The 14,238-nt window shown below is 59.4% G+C and carries 14 protein-coding genes; 2 read left to right on the plus strand and 12 right to left on the minus strand.

Annotated features, from left to right (window positions below; genetic code table 11):
* Window positions 1–67: 67 nt before the first annotated feature.
* Together EUZ85_RS02890 and EUZ85_RS02895 are read left to right on the plus strand one after the other, a co-directional pair.
* Window positions 68–1,036, plus strand: coding sequence for a glutathione S-transferase family protein (locus EUZ85_RS02890; protein ID WP_127967829.1), 969 nt, complete (start codon window positions 68–70; stop codon window positions 1,034–1,036).
* A 167-nt stretch (window positions 1,037–1,203) separates the two neighbouring features.
* Window positions 1,204–2,397 carry an ABC transporter substrate-binding protein gene (locus EUZ85_RS02895; RefSeq protein WP_164887162.1) on the plus strand — a complete coding sequence of 398 codons (1,194 nt, stop codon included), beginning with the start codon at window positions 1,204–1,206 and terminating at the stop codon, window positions 2,395–2,397.
* A gap of 27 nt (window positions 2,398–2,424) precedes the next feature.
* On the opposite strand, the gene hypE is transcribed toward EUZ85_RS02895, so the two are convergent.
* The 12 genes from hypE to EUZ85_RS02955 all read right to left on the minus strand — a co-directional run bounded on the left by hypE (window position 2,425) and on the right by EUZ85_RS02955 (window position 14,099).
* Window positions 2,425–3,453, minus strand: coding sequence for a hydrogenase expression/formation protein HypE (gene hypE, locus EUZ85_RS02900; RefSeq protein WP_127967831.1), 1,029 nt, complete (start codon window positions 3,451–3,453; stop codon window positions 2,425–2,427).
* Complete coding sequence (hypD, locus tag EUZ85_RS02905) at window positions 3,453–4,565, minus strand: hydrogenase formation protein HypD (protein WP_127967832.1); 1,113 nt, start codon at window positions 4,563–4,565, stop codon at window positions 3,453–3,455. The genes hypE and hypD overlap by 1 nt, the downstream gene beginning before the upstream one ends.
* Window positions 4,562–4,828, minus strand: a complete 267-nt coding sequence (locus EUZ85_RS02910) for a HypC/HybG/HupF family hydrogenase formation chaperone (RefSeq protein ID WP_127967833.1) — start codon at window positions 4,826–4,828, stop codon at window positions 4,562–4,564. The genes hypD and EUZ85_RS02910 overlap by 4 nt, the downstream gene beginning before the upstream one ends.
* The gene (hypF, locus tag EUZ85_RS02915) at window positions 4,819–7,176 is read right to left on the minus strand and encodes a carbamoyltransferase HypF (protein WP_127967834.1); all 2,358 of its coding nucleotides are present in this window, start codon (window positions 7,174–7,176) and stop codon (window positions 4,819–4,821) included. The genes EUZ85_RS02910 and hypF overlap by 10 nt, the downstream gene beginning before the upstream one ends.
* On the minus strand, window positions 7,143–7,892 hold the full coding sequence (gene hypB / locus EUZ85_RS02920) for a hydrogenase nickel incorporation protein HypB (RefSeq protein WP_127967835.1): 750 nt from the start codon (window positions 7,890–7,892) through the stop codon (window positions 7,143–7,145). Before hypB ends, hypF begins: the two co-directional genes overlap by 34 nt.
* 128 nt (window positions 7,893–8,020) lie before the next feature.
* Window positions 8,021–8,794, minus strand: coding sequence for an EAL domain-containing protein (locus EUZ85_RS02925; protein ID WP_127967836.1), 774 nt, complete (start codon window positions 8,792–8,794; stop codon window positions 8,021–8,023).
* A gap of 211 nt (window positions 8,795–9,005) precedes the next feature.
* On the minus strand, window positions 9,006–9,875 hold the full coding sequence (locus EUZ85_RS31065; protein WP_164887163.1) for a hypothetical protein: 870 nt from the start codon (window positions 9,873–9,875) through the stop codon (window positions 9,006–9,008).
* A 2-nt stretch (window positions 9,876–9,877) separates the two neighbouring features.
* The gene (locus EUZ85_RS02935) at window positions 9,878–10,492 is read right to left on the minus strand and encodes a hypothetical protein (protein WP_127967838.1); all 615 of its coding nucleotides are present in this window, start codon (window positions 10,490–10,492) and stop codon (window positions 9,878–9,880) included.
* Between the two features lie 11 nt (window positions 10,493–10,503).
* A complete protein-coding gene (locus EUZ85_RS02940) occupies window positions 10,504–11,667 on the minus strand; it encodes a glycosyltransferase family 4 protein (RefSeq protein WP_164887164.1) in 1,164 nt (387 codons plus the stop codon).
* A 10-nt stretch (window positions 11,668–11,677) separates the two neighbouring features.
* A complete protein-coding gene (locus EUZ85_RS02945; protein WP_127967840.1) occupies window positions 11,678–12,067 on the minus strand; it encodes a hypothetical protein in 390 nt (129 codons plus the stop codon).
* A gap of 4 nt (window positions 12,068–12,071) precedes the next feature.
* Complete coding sequence (locus tag EUZ85_RS02950; protein ID WP_127967841.1) at window positions 12,072–12,920, minus strand: hypothetical protein; 849 nt, start codon at window positions 12,918–12,920, stop codon at window positions 12,072–12,074.
* The gene (locus EUZ85_RS02955) at window positions 12,921–14,099 is read right to left on the minus strand and encodes a glycosyltransferase (RefSeq protein ID WP_241566939.1); all 1,179 of its coding nucleotides are present in this window, start codon (window positions 14,097–14,099) and stop codon (window positions 12,921–12,923) included.
* Window positions 14,100–14,238 lie beyond the last annotated feature (139 nt).

Below are 14,238 nucleotides of genomic sequence, written 5' to 3' on the forward strand. Positions count from 1 at the left end.
AGCTTTTTATTCAATGGCATAGCTTCTAAGGTGAGTTTTTGACAGGTTCATTGGGAGGAAGGGGATTATGGGATTGCTGGTCGACGGAGTCTGGCGTGATCAATGGTACGACACGGCCAAGAGCGGGGGCAGGTTCGAGCGTGAGGCGTCCCGCTTTCGTCGTCGCGTCAGCGTCGCGGGAGAGGATGGATTTCCGGCGCAATCGGGTCGCTATCATCTGTATGTCAGTCTGGCCTGCCCCTGGGCCCATCGCACGCTGATTTTCCGCAAGTTGAAAGGACTGGAGCCGCATATCAGCGTTTCCGTCGTATCGCCGGACATGATGGACAACGGGTGGGAGTTTGACGCCGCCAAAGGGCTGCCGGACCATCTGTATGGCGCTGATTTCATGTACCAGCTTTATCTGAAGGCGCATGCGCAATACAGCGGCCGCGTCACCGTGCCGGTGTTATGGGATAAGCAGACGCAGACGATCGTCAACAACGAGTCTGCGGAGATTATCCGCATGTTCAATGACGCCTTTAACGATCTGACCGACAATCACGCCGACTTTTACCCTGAACCGCTGCGTGAACGTATCGACGCCGTGAACGAATGGGTGTACGCCCAGATCAACAATGGCGTGTATCGCTGTGGCTTCGCCACCACTCAGGAAGCCTACGACGAAGCATTCAGAGGGCTCTTCGCCGCGCTCGATAGAGTGGAGGAGATTCTGGCGCGCCAGCCTTTCCTGGCGGGAGAGTTTCTGACAGAGGCGGACTGGCGTTTATTCACCACCCTGATCCGTTTCGACACAGTTTACTACGGCCATTTCAAATGCAATCTGCGGCGGATCGCCGACTTTCCCAACCTCAGCCAGTACATGCGTCAACTGTACCAGCATGAGCAAGTGGCGGAGACCGTCAATCTGGAGCATATCAAGCGCCATTACTATTTCAGTCACGCCACTATCAATCCTACTCGCATCGTGCCTCTGGGGCCGGAGTGCGTGCTGGGCGGGCCTCATAATCGCGGAGAAGTGCGGGTAATGGCGTGAGTCCTCAGGTGGCTGGATACGCCGACAGGGTCTAGGCTATTAGCGGTTACCTGAAATATTACGGAGCGGCGCATGAGTCCACGGCGTCGCCTGGAGGGCGAAATGGCGCTATGTTAGGCGGCAAGGAGAGAAGGTGGTTATTCGCGTTCCTGTGGCTGGCGTTTGCAATGTCGATGCAGATCAACCCAGCGCAGGCGCAGGAACTCAAAGTCGCGCTGATGGTGTTCAGCGGCGATCAGCGGGCGGCGTTCAATGAATTGTCCCGTCAGTTCGAAAAGGAAAATCCCGACATCAATGTACGCTGGCTGGCTTACGACGAGGACGCTTATAAAGGCGGCATTGAGCGCTGGCTGAGCAAGAACGAGCCCGCAGATGTGCTGTATTGGCAGGCGGGAGAACGGTTGCTGCAGTATGTGCGTCAAGGGTTTGTGGAGCCCATCGACGATCTGTGGCGGGCGCAGAACTTTGACGCGGATTACACCGACGCGATCAAAGACACCGTGTCCTGGCGCGGGCGTGTGTATGCGGTTCCCTATTCTTACTATCAATGGGGACTTTATTACCGCCAGTCCCTGTTTCGCCGTCTGGGTTTGCAACCGCCGCAAGACTGGGACGGCTTGCTGAAAATGTGCGGCGACATGCGCAAAGCCGGCGTCGCTCCCTTCACCATCGGCACCCATTATCACTGGACCGCCGCCGCCTGGTTCGACTATCTCAACTTGCGCATCAACGGCCTGGCCTTTCACCGGGAGCTGACCAGCGGTCTCGCCTCCTACATGGACCCGCGCGTGCGCGATGTCTTCGAACATTGGAAAACCCTGTTGGACAAAGACTGTTTTATCGACCACAAGCTGCATCGGGAGTGGGATTGGAAACAGTCGCTGCCTTTGCTTTATCGCGGACACGCGGGCATGTTGTTGATGGGTAATTTTTTCAGCAGCACGTTGCCGGAAGATCTGGCGGCGGACTTTCGCTTTGCGCCTTTCCCGATGATTAATCCCGACCTTCCACGTTACGAAGAGGCGCCGACGGATGTTTTTCTATTGCCTGTTAATTCCGTCAATAAAGAACCAGCGAAGAAGTTTCTGGCCTTTATCGGCAGGGCGGACGTGCAGGCGGCCCTGAATAATAAGGTCGGTAAAATCTCCACTAATCTGCGCGCTGCTCATGGCGACGATTACTTTATCCGCGTGGGGGCGGAATTACTGCAATCCGCTGCGGGCATCTCGCAGTTTTTTGATCGCGACTCTCCTAAAGCGATGGCGGATGAAGCGGTAAGAATTTTCACCGAATTTATGGTGGTGCGGGATATTGAGCGCACTCAGGCGGCGTTGGAGCGAGCGCGGCGGAAACACTACTAGCGTCTGTCGCCGACATGCCGTCGGGCGCTAGCAAATGCGCGGCAGCGGGTCGCCGCTGCGCCAGTCCACCACTCTTTCTCCACCGAACCCCGTACGCAAGCGCACCAGGCGGCGCTCGTCCTCAATGACTTCGCCGATGATGGCGGCGTCGCAGCCTTTCGGGTGTGACTGCATTACCTGGAGCAGGGCGTCCGCCCGTTCCGGCGCACAGAAAGCGACTAATTTGCCTTCGTTGGCCACGTATAAAGGATCAAGCCCCAGGAACTCACAGGCGGCGCGCACTTCCTGTCGAACGGGAATGGCTTTCTCATGTAAACGCATGCCCACATTCGCCTGCTGCGATATTTCGTTGAGGGTCGCCGCCAGGCCGCCGCGGGTGGGATCGCGCATGCAATGTATATCCGGCGCAACGGCGACCATCGCCGCCACCAGATCTTGCAGGCTTTGGCTGTCGGAGCGCAGATTGGCTTCAAAGGTCAGATTTTCCCGTTGCGACAGGATCGTGACGCCATGATCGCCAAGGAAACCGTTAACCAGAATTTTGTCCCCCGCCGCCACCCGCGCCGCGCTGCAATGAACCTCATCCGGCAGGCGGCCGACGCCGGTGGTGGTGATGAAGACGCCGTCGCCTTTGCCCCGCTCCACCACTTTGGTGTCGCCAGTCACAATGGCTACGCCTGCTTCCTGTGCGGCGGCGGCCATAGATAAAACGATGCGGCGCAGATCGCGCAGAGGAAAACCTTCTTCCAGAATGAAGGCGGCGGACAGATACAGTGGCGTCGCGCCGGACATGCAAACGTCGTTCACCGTACCGTGCACCGCCAGGGCGCCGATATCGCCGCCGGGGAAGAACAAAGGGGAGATTACGTGGCTGTCGGTGGTCATGACCATGCGTCCCGGAGCGGCCTGGAAACAGGCCTGATCATCGCCGGCGCGCAGCAACGGATTATCGAAGGCCTGCAGGAACAGATCCTCAATCAGACGGCGCATCGCGCGTCCGCCGCCGCCGTGGATCATTTCCACGCAGCCGTGGGAGAAATCGTTGTCCAGACTCATCAGCGGGTATGTCCGTAGCTGAAATGGGCGGCGCAAGCGCCTTCGGAAGACACCATGCAGGCGCCGATGGGATTGTCGGGGGTGCACAGGGTGGCGAACAGTTTGCAGTCCGTCGGCGATTTGGCGCCGCGCAGCACCGCAGGACACTCGCAGGCTCTGTTTTCCCTGGCGTCGCTGGGGCTCAGCTCGAATCGCGCTTCAGCGTCGAAATCCGCGAATTCCGGCCTGATCTCCAGGGCGCTGTGCGGCATCCAGCCCAGGCCGCGCCATTCGAAACGGTCGCGCAGGGTCATGGTTTGCGCCACCATGGATTGGGCCTTGGCGTTGCCGCAAGCGGTGACTGCTCTTGAATACTGGTTTTCTACTTCATAGCGATTTTCGTTGCACTGGCGCACCAGCAGAAGGATCGCATGAAGGACGTCGAGCGGCTCGAAGCCGGCGATGACAATCGGCGTGTGATAGCGTTGGGCCAGGGATTCATAAGCGCCACCGCCGGTGATCACGCTGACGTGGCCGGGGCCGACCAGCCCTTCAATGATACGCTCGCCAGCCTGTTGCGCGGGCTCCAGGATGCCGGTGATCGCCGGAGGCGTCAGCACATGGTTGCAGAAAACGGAAAAATTCTTCAGCGCCAGTTGGCGCGCTTTCAGCAGCACTGCGGCGGTGGGCGGCGTCGTGGTTTCAAAACCGATAGCGAAAAACACCACCTGGCGTTGCGGATTTTCCTGGGCGATGCGCAAGGCGTCCGCCGGGGAGTACAACATACGCACGTCGGCGCCTTGGGCTTTCGCTTTCAACAGGCTGGTGCGATGGGCGCCGGGAACCCGCAGCATGTCTCCGTAACTGCACAGAATGACCTGATGTCGCACCGCCAGCTCGATGGCGGCGTCGATGCGCGCCATAGGAAGCACGCAAACCGGACAGCCGGGTCCGTGAATCATGTTCACATTGGCGGGCAGCAGGTCCGGTATGCCATAGCGGAACAGCGTGTGGGTGTGGCCGCCGCAGAATTCCATGAAGCGATAGCGTCTTCCCGGATCGGCTTCAGCGTGAATGCGGCGCGCCACTTCGGCGGCGTAATCGCCGTTACGGAATTCGTCGATATATTTCATCGGTCGCCGTCCTCGCTGGACTCCAGACTTGCGCCCAGCTCCTCTTGCAGCGCCTGCATCTCGTCAAAAAGCGCCAGGGTGCGTAATGCTTCGTCCTCGTCGATTTTACTGAGCGCGTAACCCACGTGAAGGATGACGTAATCGCCGACACGTACGTCGTCCACCAGCGCCAGGGAGATGCGTTTTTTCAGGCCGCCGATGTCCACCAGGGCTTCGTCGTCGTCCAGCAGGCTTTCTACCTGCACCGGTATAGCTAGACACATGGGGTGGGGTCCGTTTCTGTCTGAACAATGGAGTGGGTTTTGGGCGCATGTGCGTTGAGGTAAGCATACCAGACCTGCCCCAGACTGATCCCGCTGTCGTTGGGCGGTAGTTGGCGGGGGATGTGAACCTGCATGCCTCGTGTGCGTAATTCGGCCATGAGCGATTCACGCAGGATGCGATTAAGGAAACAGCCGCCGCCCAGCACAATGGTATTTACGCCCGTCTTGGCGCGAGCGTTGTCCACCCAGGCCAGCAGTCCGCGCACCAGGACGTCGTGGAACAGACGCGCGCCGGCGTGCGGGGCGCAGTCAATCAAAGCCTCCAGCAGAGGATAAAGATCCAAAGCGCCTTGAGAAGTAATCTCAAACAAGGGCGGCGCCTCTGGCGTTGGCGCTGTCTGTCGGCATAAGGCTTCCAGTGCGATCGCCGCATGGGCTTCGTAGTCGATGTGGCGACGCACGCCGAGGATCGCCGCTGCGGCGTCGAAGTACCGTCCGGCGCTGCTGGTGAGGGGACAGTTGAGTTTCTTCGCCAGCATCTGACGCAGGATCGCGTAACCAGGGTGCGCGCCGAACAGGCGCTCTGCGTCCTGCTCACGTCCCCGTGACAGTAAGACGGCGGCGCCAAGACGCCAGGGCTCGTGCACGGCGCTGTCGCCGCCGGGAAGCGGCAGCGGGCGCAGGCCGCCAAGTCGCCGATAATCCGCGCCTTCCACCAGCAATAATTCACCGCCCCAGAGTCCGCCATCGTCGCCCAGGCCCAATCCGTCCAGGGCCAGTCCCAGCACGGGCCCCCGCAGCCCCGCCTCCGCCATCGTCGCGAGGCAATGGGCGTGGTGATGCTGCACCTGCAACAGCGGAGCGCCCATTTGTTCGCTTAACCGACGGGCGGCCTGAGTGCTATAGAAATCGGGATGCAGATCGCAGGCGATTGCGTCGGGTTGAATGGCCAGGGTCTCCAGTAGGCGCTCCACGGTGATGTCGAGATCACGGCAGGCGGCGGCGCGATCCAGGTCGCCAATATAAGGTGAAACGTAAGCGCGATCCCCCTGGCTGACGCAAAGGGTATTCTTCAGAAATCCGCCGAAGGCCAGTACTGAAGGCCCTTCCTGGGCCAGCTCAATGACATGGGGCGCCAGTCCGCGACCGCGTCTGACATAGACAACGGGCTGGGAGTTCTGCAGGACGGAATCGTCGCTGCGCGCAAGGATCTCTCTGTTGTGCAGTAGAAAACCGTCAGCGACCCCCTGCAAGTCCCGCAGGCATTGCGCGTTGTCGATGATCAGCGGCTCGCCGCTGAGATTGGCGCTGGTGACCACCAAAGCCAGAGGGTGCGCCTGCTCCAGCCAGCATGCGTCCGCAGGGCGGTTAAGGGCCTCATGAAACAGCAGATAGTGCGCTGGCGCATAAGGGTACATGATCCCCACCTCCGCGCACTGCGGCGCGAGACCAAGTAAACGGCTGTCGCAATCAGGGCCTTTGGGCGTCAGCGCGATAGGCGCGTCGGGGCCCTGTAAAAGGTGTTCCGTATGGTCATTCATGTCAGCCAGGCCCGCTAACGAAGCGCGATTCAGGACCATTACCGCAAACGGCTTATGAGGCCGCTGCTTGCGTTGGCGTAAGGTCGCCATCGCCTGGACGCAACTTGCGTCGCACACCAGATGGATTCCGCCTACGCCTTTGACAGCGATGATCTGTCCCTGACGCAGGCAGCGCCAGGCTTCGGCGATGGGGTCGACATTTTGGCGAAGCGCCCCGTTGGCGTCATGCCACTGCAACGTCGGGCCGCAGGCGGCGCAGCTGCTGGTTTGCGCATGATAGCGGCGGTGCGTTGGATCGCCATACTCCTGCAGGCAATCCGGGCATTGCTGGAAAGCGCGCATGCTGGTGCGGTCGCGATCAAACGGCGGTTGGCGCATCAGGCTATAACGAGGCCCGCATTCCGCGCAGGTCATGAACGCATAACGGTAGCGACGGTTCTTGGTATCAAATAATTCAGCAAGGCATTGGGCGCACAAACGCAGGTCAGTGGGAGGCGCGCCATGCATACCGCCGGGAAGGGAGGCGACGATGGCGAAGCCATGCTGATGGGGAATGATTGGCGCTGGCTGGGCATGGAGGGTGCGCACCTGCGCCTGTGTGGGTTGGTGCGCCAACAGTTGCGTTTTATAGGCCTGTATCTGGCTGGGCGATCCCTGAATATCGATCAGCAGATCGCCGCCCTGATTCCACACTTTACCGACGACGCCAAGCGTGGTGGCGAGACGATGCGCGTGAGGGCGAAATCCAACGCCCTGCACCACGCCGCTGAGGGTCAGGATTTCCCGGGCAGACGCTGTTGCAGCCATTGTCGCCACTGCTCCATTCCGGCGCCGGTTTTAGCGGACAGAAGAATGATCTCGATCTCGGGATTGACTCGTCGCGCATACTCCTGCGCCTTTTCCACATCGAAGTCGACATAGGGCGCCAGATCGATTTTGTTGATCAGCATGAGCTGGGAGGCGTGGAAAATATCCGGGTATTTGAGCGGTTTGTCTTCTCCCTCGGTGACGGACAAAATCGCCACCTTGGCGGCCTCTCCCAAATCGAAACCGGCGGGACAGACCAGGTTGCCGACGTTCTCGATAAACAGCAGCTCCAGATCCTGCAACGGCAGTCGCTCCAGGGCGTGGCCCACCATATGCGCGTCCAGGTGACAGCCTTTGCCGGTATTGATCTGTACGGCTTCAACGCCGGTGGCGCGGATGCGTTCGGCGTCGAACTCCGTCTGTTGATCGCCTTCGATGACGGCGATATGAAGCCGGTCTTCAAGCTCGGCGATGGTGCGGGTCAGCAGAGTCGTTTTGCCGGCGCCGGGGCTGGACACCAGATTGAGCGCCAGGATCTGGTGGGCGCCCAGGCTGTCGCGATTGGCCATGGCGAACTGGTTGTTTTTGTTCATGACGTCCTGCTCGATCAGCACCATGCGTGTCTGACTTACTCCGGGCGCATGGCTGTGGGCCGGCGCCAGAGGACGTCCGTTGAGGCTGGTGTGTTCATCGCCGCATCCGCAAACGCCGCACATGTTGGTCTCCCTCTCGATAGCCCTTTACTGGGCGGTTGGCGTCATATTGTACCCTCTGTCGAGGCGTTTGGGGCGCGCATCTGGCCGCATCTTGCCACAGGTCAAACGCCTCGCCATGACGGCCGGGTTCAGAGGCCGGAGAAAATATCCGCTTGCGGATGGAACAGGGACTGAAAGAGCGGTTTGGAGAAGTAATACCCCTGCTGCAGATAAATGCCCAGATCCAGCAGCGCTTTGGCTTCATCCAGCGTCTCCACGCCTTCGGCAATGACGGTGATGTCCAGCTCCCGGCACACTTCCGTGATGGCTTTGATAATGGCCTGGCGCGTCTTGTGATGATGCAACTCGCGCACCAGTTGCATATCCAGTTTGATGATGTCGGTTTCTAATTCCGCCAGCAGATTCAAGCCGGAATAGCCGGCGCCGAAATCGTCGATGGCGACCAGAAATCCCTGTTTTTTGTATTCGTCGACAATGTCGCTGACATGGGGCAAATCCTTGATCTGTTCGCCTTCGGTGAATTCGAAAATGATGTGCGACGTAGGGATGTTGTGGAGGCGGGCGCACTCCAGGGTGGTGCGGATGCAGAGCTCGGCGCGATACACCGCGTTGGGCATGAAATTGATGCTGACCCGTGTATTCAGATTCAGCCTGGCGCTCAACTCGATGGCTTTCACCCGGCAGGCCTGATCGAAGCGGTAGCGGTTGTGGTAGTCGATCCGTCCCAGTATCGCGCCGGCGCTTTCATTATTGACGCCTCGCACCAGGGCTTCGTGGGCGTACACGTTACGCTCATGCAGATTGACGATGGGCTGGAACGCCATGGAGAAATCGAAGCTTAAACCTGCCCCATGCACGCACTCCGAACAGCTCAATGGTTTGAAATTCTGCTGCGCCTTCATCTCCCGAACGCCTCCCTTGGTGTTGGTCGCGACCTGTTGTCAGTTTATTAACATGGCAATGATATTGGCATGTTAATCACCAGGCGCATGGACGCGCCTGCGCGGCGACAAGCCGCGGGAGACAGGGCCTGACATGTGCAGGCCCTGTCGTTGCAGACAAATAGAAGGAAGCTATTTGTCTGCCTGATTAATAGTATAGACGAGGGGTTTTTCAGGCTTGATTCCAGTTTCCCGCGCGCAGGGCGGCGGCGCGGGCGAACTGATCGTCGAAGCGACGGGGAAAGGGCAGGAAACGATGTTTATGCCGATAGGGCTGCAATTGACGCACGATGTTGAAGCCGCATGCGCTGAAGATGCGTTGCGCTTTGGCGAACCAAGGGGTGGCGGGATACACGCAGCGATGCTCGACCTCGGCGGGCAGGGCATCCGGACGCTGCGGCGACAGCAATATCAGCTTTGGAGACACTTTTTCCAGGGCGGCGCTGTCCTGAGCCAGTGCTATCAGCTCCAGAATTTCCTCCGTCGAGCCGGCGTGCACAATCAGCCACAGAGGCGGCTCCGATGAGGCGGTTTGTACTGAATGCGGCGCAGGATCGAGAGGCGGATCGTTCAGGCGCAGAGAATCGATGCTGTCGCAGCAGGCGCTTAACGCCGCCATATGATCGTCGCGGAGCGGCTCCAGACGGAAGCCCTGCCGATAACCGGGCAAGGCTCCATGCAGCAGCGCGCTGTAGCGATCCCAATGCAGCAGTCGGGCGCAATGGATCAGCTCCGCGTCAGGAGGAAACGGGAAGTCGCACAACTCTCCAAGCAGGCCCCCAGGAAAGGCGTCAATGATGATTCGGCGGTAGGTTTTTTGCGCCAGCGCAGCGGACAGCCAACGGCGAACCTCTGTGGGATCTCTGCTGATTTCCCGAGGCGCCCGCAGCGGGTGGAATTGTGAGGATAAAGGCGGCTCCGTCTGGTTCCAGGAGGAGCTCATCGCGAGCGTGACGGGCTCATCGAAGCCAAGAGTATGAATCAGCGCCTGGGCGCGGGTGATATGACCCAGACCGCCCCCCAGCGCGTAGAGGAAGATCATGGCTACTGCCGCATCAGGATCTCCGCCATCAGTATGTAGCGATACTCCGGCAGGATGCGTTCGTCCAGCAGCAGGCCGTAGGCGGATGACAGGCGGAAGTCATTGATGCGGTAACGCTCGTCCTTGTCCGCATCTTTGACTTTGATCTCTTTCTTGTCCGGACTCAGTTGCGCCTGGCCGATAAAAATCTCCGTCTCCCCTGACACGCGATACACCTTGAGCTTGTCTCCCTTCGCCTTGATCTTTACCGGGCGCTTTTCGTCGCCGTTGACGACGATTTTCAGTTTTTCGATATCCCCTTTGACTTTGATCTCGCCATTTAGGCCGTCCGCCCGCAGCTTGAAGTCGTCGCCTTTGCTTTTGACTTCCGCCACCAGCGCGCCGTTCGGGCCGTAATATTTACGTTTGTCGTCCTTCAGTCGGGAACTGAGGCGAGTCATGACGCCGTGATCCCGATAGCGGATGGAGAGGTCGTCATAGGACAGTGTGAACTCCACCACCAGATCGCCGCGGTCGTCTTCCACCGTGAGCGCCTGAGCGGCTGCTTGATGAGTCCAGAGTGCGGTCAGCAACACCAGCCATAGCATGCGCCAGGGTTGGAAAAGCGAATGAGACATTTGGATATTCCTCAAAGACTGTGCAGATGACTGACTTTCTGCTCCAGGGCGATGACCTCGCGGAACAGGGTTTCATAACGGCCGATTTCCGCATCCAGATTCAGACGTTGCGCGGCCAGCTCGCGGCAGGCGTCGGCCATCTCCTTCCGCTGCGCCGGCGCAGCGGCGAAGGCGCGTTTAATCGCAGCGACGCAGGCGTCGGTCTGGCCGGGTTCAAACAGGAAGCCATGCTGGTTGTCCTCCAGCACATCCGCCATGCCGCCGGCGCGGGACGCCAGCAGGGGAACCCCAAGGGCGGCCGCCTCCAGCATGACGTTGGGCATACCGTCGTAATAGGACGGGATGCATACGTAATCGCAGGCGAGATAGTAAGGCAGCAATGTGTAGCGGTCTGCGAAGGGAACGTGGCTGTAATCCAGCTCTGGCGCGTTTTCGAGTTGCTCTTGCAGCATCGGCTCCATATCGCCTACCACCAACAGATGCGCCTTGTTCGCCAGACCTGAACGCAACAGCGCATCAATGAAGTAGTCGCCGCCTTTTTTACGTTTGATGTGACCGAACATGCCCAAGGTCAAACGCGGCTCTGCGCCGATACGCTCCTGACGCAACGCCTGAGCTTGTTCGTAGTCGGATTGAATCGGGCTCCAGGAGCCGAGATCAATCCCGTTGGCGACCCATTCCACCGCGGCGCCCGGCCATAGATGCTGAATCTTGGCGACTTTATCGCGGCTGACCGCGGCCACCCGGACGCAGGCGCGAATGGCTTTGTCCAGCACGGCGGAGCGTTTGGGGTCGAACACGGCGGCGTCAAAGTCGTTGCCGCGAATCAGCACCGACAGCGGTTTCTGTAGCCAGGCGGCGTAGACCGGCCCAGCCAGCATCGGCACATAGCCGCCGAAGGCGACCACGCCGTCGTAACGGTCCGCACCCAGATGAGGCAGGGCGCACCAAAGCCGGTTCAGGGTATGGCTGACGTCCGCTTCCAACGGGCAGCGGATGTTGACCCCGCCCAGCTTACGCTGCGCATCCAGGTCGCGCCATTTGCCGCTGAAATGAACCAGATCGATGCGCCAGCCGCGGCGGCGCAATTCCGACACGATGCGGTCGCAGCTTTGCGCCATGCCGCCCTGTTGCGGGAAGTGGTTCTGGGTCAGCCAGAGTAAGGTTCCAGTCATAGGCGCGCCTTTAGCTGTCGAACAGGTCGGCGGAATCATCGTCGCCGCCCAGGTCGTCCTGCATGTCCAGCATATCGGCTCCGACGAAGGCGGCGGCTTCGTCCGCGCCGAATCCGTGGTCTTCCGTCAGCATGTCGGCGTCGCCGGTTTCGGTGTAGTAGTGCTGGCGGTAGTAGTAAAACCAGCGTGTGGAATTACCGCCGTCACCCATGTACATCTCATCATCGCCCGTATCGCTTTCGCCCTGCACGGCGCCGCATTCGGTGCACAGCATCTCGCCTTCAACGGGCATGGTGTGCAGGGCGCACATCGGGCGCTCGCAAATCGAACATTGCAGAGCTGCGAGCGCTTCACAGGGGCGCAGTACGAAAAATCCAGCTTTTACTTCACATTTTGCCATTGCATCACCCTACCGGTCTTAAGCTTTTATAAATCATGGACACGCCGATCAGTAGCTCTTTGAGAGCCATTTTCTGGCCAGGGCTGGAGCCTCCCGGCGCTTGGCGGCGACATCTGAGCACGCTTCTGCGTTCTCCTTCTTTCTTGACCTGCGGCGCTGTGGCGCCGGAGCTGACCTGCGCCTGATAGCGGTCGTTTTTGTAGCTCAGGCTGATGTCCATACGCGTTTTAATCTTGTACTTGGTTTTTGTTTTGGTCTTGCCGCGGCGGTTGCGCTTGCGAATTTTACGGCGTCGGACCACGTCCAGCACTTCCCATGTCAATATGCTGTTATCGGCGAGGCCTAGACTTCCCCGGAACCATGGATCGCGAAAGATGGACTGTTCTATGCGGGGGCCTCCGCCCAGAGTGCGGTGATCCGTGCGTTTGGAGACCAGCTCGGGGCCAACCAGGTCAACGTTCAGGGTAAGACGGGCATTCGCTTCTGTGTCCTGACGTAATATCGTCAACAGAGGAAGCACCGAGTCGCGCAGCCGGTTGGGAACGTCTTTACTTTGAAGAGCGAAGAATATGATCAGGTTTATGATGAATATTACCGCGAACCCTGCGGCGGCAGGTGGGAATTCCACGACCAGGGAGAGTATAAATCCCACAATCCAGAGCGCCATTGCGATTGCAACTCGTTTCCTTAACTTATCGCCGCCTTTATCGCGCGCGGCGATAAAACGGAGACACTCAAGCCACTCATCGATGCTTCGTTCCCCGGTAAGCTTTTTCGTGCGTCTGACTTCACGAAAGTACTTCTCCAGCTCTGGGGTGGACGTCAGCGCCCTTTGTTGCTTAGTTTTAGCCATCTACTTCCCCGATATCAGTTCTACATGAATATGTTTCAGCGCTGCATTGGCGTGGGACCACAACAGGCCCTCCGCAATGCTGCGCTGCGCCGCTGCGCCCATCTGCGCCACGGCGTCTGGATAGTCCAGCAGCACCCGCAAGCCGCGGGCCAGCTCCGCCGGGCGTTCCGGCGCCACCAGGTAGCCATTTTCGCGGTGAGTCACCAGCTCCCGCACTACGGGCAGGTCGGAGGCGATCACCGGCACTCCCGCCCCCATGGACTCCAGAATTTTCAGCGGACAACACCCCTGGTCGATGTTGCGGGCGCACTCCGTGAGCGGCGCCACGCTGACGTAGGCGTTGCTGACCCAGGGCGCCAGTTCTTCTTTGTTCAGGCGGTGCAGCCAGGTGATGCGCTCCGCCACGTCCAGCTTCTCCGCCAGTTTTTGATAACCTTTGGCGCGCCGGGACTTTACTGAACAACAGATCACCAGATGCAGGTCTGGAATATCCTGTAGGCGTTGCAACGCCCGTAACAGAACATCCAATCCCTGCCACGCCTGCACGGCCCCAAAATATAAAATATAGCGCTTTGGCGCGCCTTCGGGGCGCGCATGGCCATAGTTAAGTTCCGTTCCGTTCGGAATCACGCTGACGCGTTTGGGCTCTACGCCCCGTCGCGCCAAGTTGTCGCGGATAACGCCGGAAGGGACTACGATGCGATCCGCACGGGCCAGGCACTCGTCCTCCAGGGCGCGGATTTTCGCCAGAGTGGCGGTTCCGACATGAGGATAGGCCATGGGCAATTCCACCGAGGGCAGGCCATTGACCTCGTAAATGGTGCGGTAGCGTCCGGCGGCGCGGCGCACCAGTGGCAGGCCGCCCCAGGGGTCGCGGAACTGCGCGATTTGCAGACTCTCCTGCAGACCGCCTTCCAGCACTGCTTGCAACTCGGCGCTGTAAGCCAGCGCGCGATGCAGATAGTTGTCCAACAAACGCCCAAAGCGCAGGATTTCCACCGCGCCTTCCCGTTGAAAGCGAGGTAGGCGCTCATTTCCCAGCACATAGAGAAGTCCCCCGCCTGCGGCGTCAAACAAGGTTTGCGCTGCCTGTTGAATATGCGTGGCGGCGCCTTTGGCGGAAGGATAAACATCGAAAGCGGAGTACAGTGCGGGATGAGATTGCAGAGGTAGATTCACGTTATTGCGCTTATTCCATGAGGCGGTTGCTGAGCGAATATTTTTGAGGTTTGCTGACGTTTTTTCACGCCCGCGCATGAGAGCGTTAGCGGATACTAGCAGAAACCTGCGTCGCGTCTCCACTCCGGGCATATAGAGC

It is taken from the genome of Hahella sp. KA22 (assembly GCF_004135205.1).
In the GTDB taxonomy this organism is placed as follows: domain Bacteria; phylum Pseudomonadota; class Gammaproteobacteria; order Pseudomonadales; family Oleiphilaceae; genus Hahella.